The sequence below is a fragment of the Amycolatopsis saalfeldensis genome (assembly GCF_900110575.1).
GTDB classification, from domain to species: domain Bacteria; phylum Actinomycetota; class Actinomycetes; order Mycobacteriales; family Pseudonocardiaceae; genus Amycolatopsis; species Amycolatopsis saalfeldensis.
Map to the genome: position 1 here is coordinate 1 of NZ_FOEF01000064.1, position 1342 is coordinate 1342.

General features: G+C 65.6%; 2 protein-coding genes. Both read right to left on the bottom strand.

Features of this window, described 5'->3' with window-relative positions:
• Positions 1–40: 40 nt before the first annotated feature.
• Complete coding sequence (locus BMY97_RS45695; RefSeq protein ID WP_091629928.1) at positions 41–952, bottom strand: IS3 family transposase; 912 nt, start codon at positions 950–952, stop codon at positions 41–43.
• Positions 952–1275, bottom strand: a complete 324-nt coding sequence (locus tag BMY97_RS45700; protein WP_091629930.1) for a transposase — start codon at positions 1273–1275, stop codon at positions 952–954. The genes BMY97_RS45695 and BMY97_RS45700 overlap by 1 nt, the downstream gene beginning before the upstream one ends.
• Positions 1276–1342 lie beyond the last annotated feature (67 nt).

The following is a 1342-nucleotide window of genomic DNA, read 5'->3' on the forward strand; positions in this document are numbered from 1 at the left end:
TGAGGTTCACCCCGAATGGTGGACAGGGGCTTAAGAGGGTTCAGGCGGCCGTGCGGAGTGACTGCTCGAAGGTGTCGGGACTGAGCATCCCGATCGAGGAGTGCCGCCGCACACTGTTGTAGAACTTCACCCAATTGTCAATAGCAGCAACGAGTTCCGACTTCGTGGCGTACACGTGCCGGTAGTACTCCTCGTGCTTGAACGTCGACCAGAACGACTCCGCCGGGCTGTTGTCCCAACAGATCCCAGTCGCGCCCATCGACCGGCGCAGCCCGTGACCGAAACACGCTCGCGCCGTCAGGTGCGCCGTGAACTCCCCGCCACGGTCGGAATGCAGAACCGTGCCACGACATCGGCTGCCACGAGCGGCCACCGCGGCGTCGATGGCGTCAGTGACCATCTCAGCGCTGATGTGGTCAGAGGTGCTGTGGCCCAACACTTTCCGGCTGTGCCCGTCCCGGATCGCGCACAGAAACATGTCGCCCTCACCACACGTCAGATACGTGATGTCGGTCAGCCAGACCGCGTCCGCCCGGCCCCGGTCGAAGTGGCGGTCGACCAGATCCGGCGGGAACGACGCGGACGGATCGACCACCGTCGTCTTCACCTTGAACGTGCGCGGGCTGATGCCCTCGATCCCGATCGAAGCCATGATCTTGGCGACGGTCTTCGCCGTGACCACCTCACCCCGATCACGCAACTCAGCGGTGATCCGCGGCGACCCGTAGGTGCCGTGTGAGTCCTGGTGGGCCTGGGTGATCTTCACCTCCAGGTCTGCGCGGCGCTGCTGTCGCGGCGTCAACACTGTCACCACGGCGCGTTTGGCGTGGGCGTAGTAGCCGGACGTCGACACGCCCAGCAGCCGCGCCATACGCCGCACCGAGAACCGTGTGCCTCGTGGTGAGGCGGCGCCGGCGGTCTCGGCGAAGTCGGGGCCGGCGTACTTGGCCATCAGAGCGAACCGGGCTGGTTCTTCTGCATCGCGGCAAAGTACGCCGAGGCTTTTACCAGAAAGGCGTTGTCCTTCTCCAGCTCGCCGACCTGCCGGCGCAACCGTTGCAGCTCGGCCCGCTCGGCCGCCTCCAGAGGCTTGTCGCCGTGGACCTCGGCGGCGGTGATCCGGCGTCGTTCGTCTTTGACCCAGACGCTGAGCATGCCCGCGTCGATGCCCAGCTCGCGGGCGACCTCGGTGATCGTGCGGCCGGAATCGATCACCCTGTGGGCAGCCTCGACCTTGTACTCGGCCGTGTAGGACCGGCGCTTGCGAGGAGGCATGGGGACATCCTTTCAGCAGGACAGCTGGTCCTGCTAACTCGGTGTCCACTACCCGGGGTGAACCTCA

Bases quoted from the DNA above. Each gene is read 5' to 3' on its own strand.
- BMY97_RS45695 (WP_091629928.1), bottom strand. From the start codon at position 952: ATGGCCAAGTACGCCGGCCCCGACTTCGCCGAGACCGCCGGCGCCGCC.
- BMY97_RS45700 (WP_091629930.1), bottom strand. From the start codon at position 1,275: ATGCCTCCTCGCAAGCGCCGGTCCTACACGGCCGAGTACAAGGTCGAG.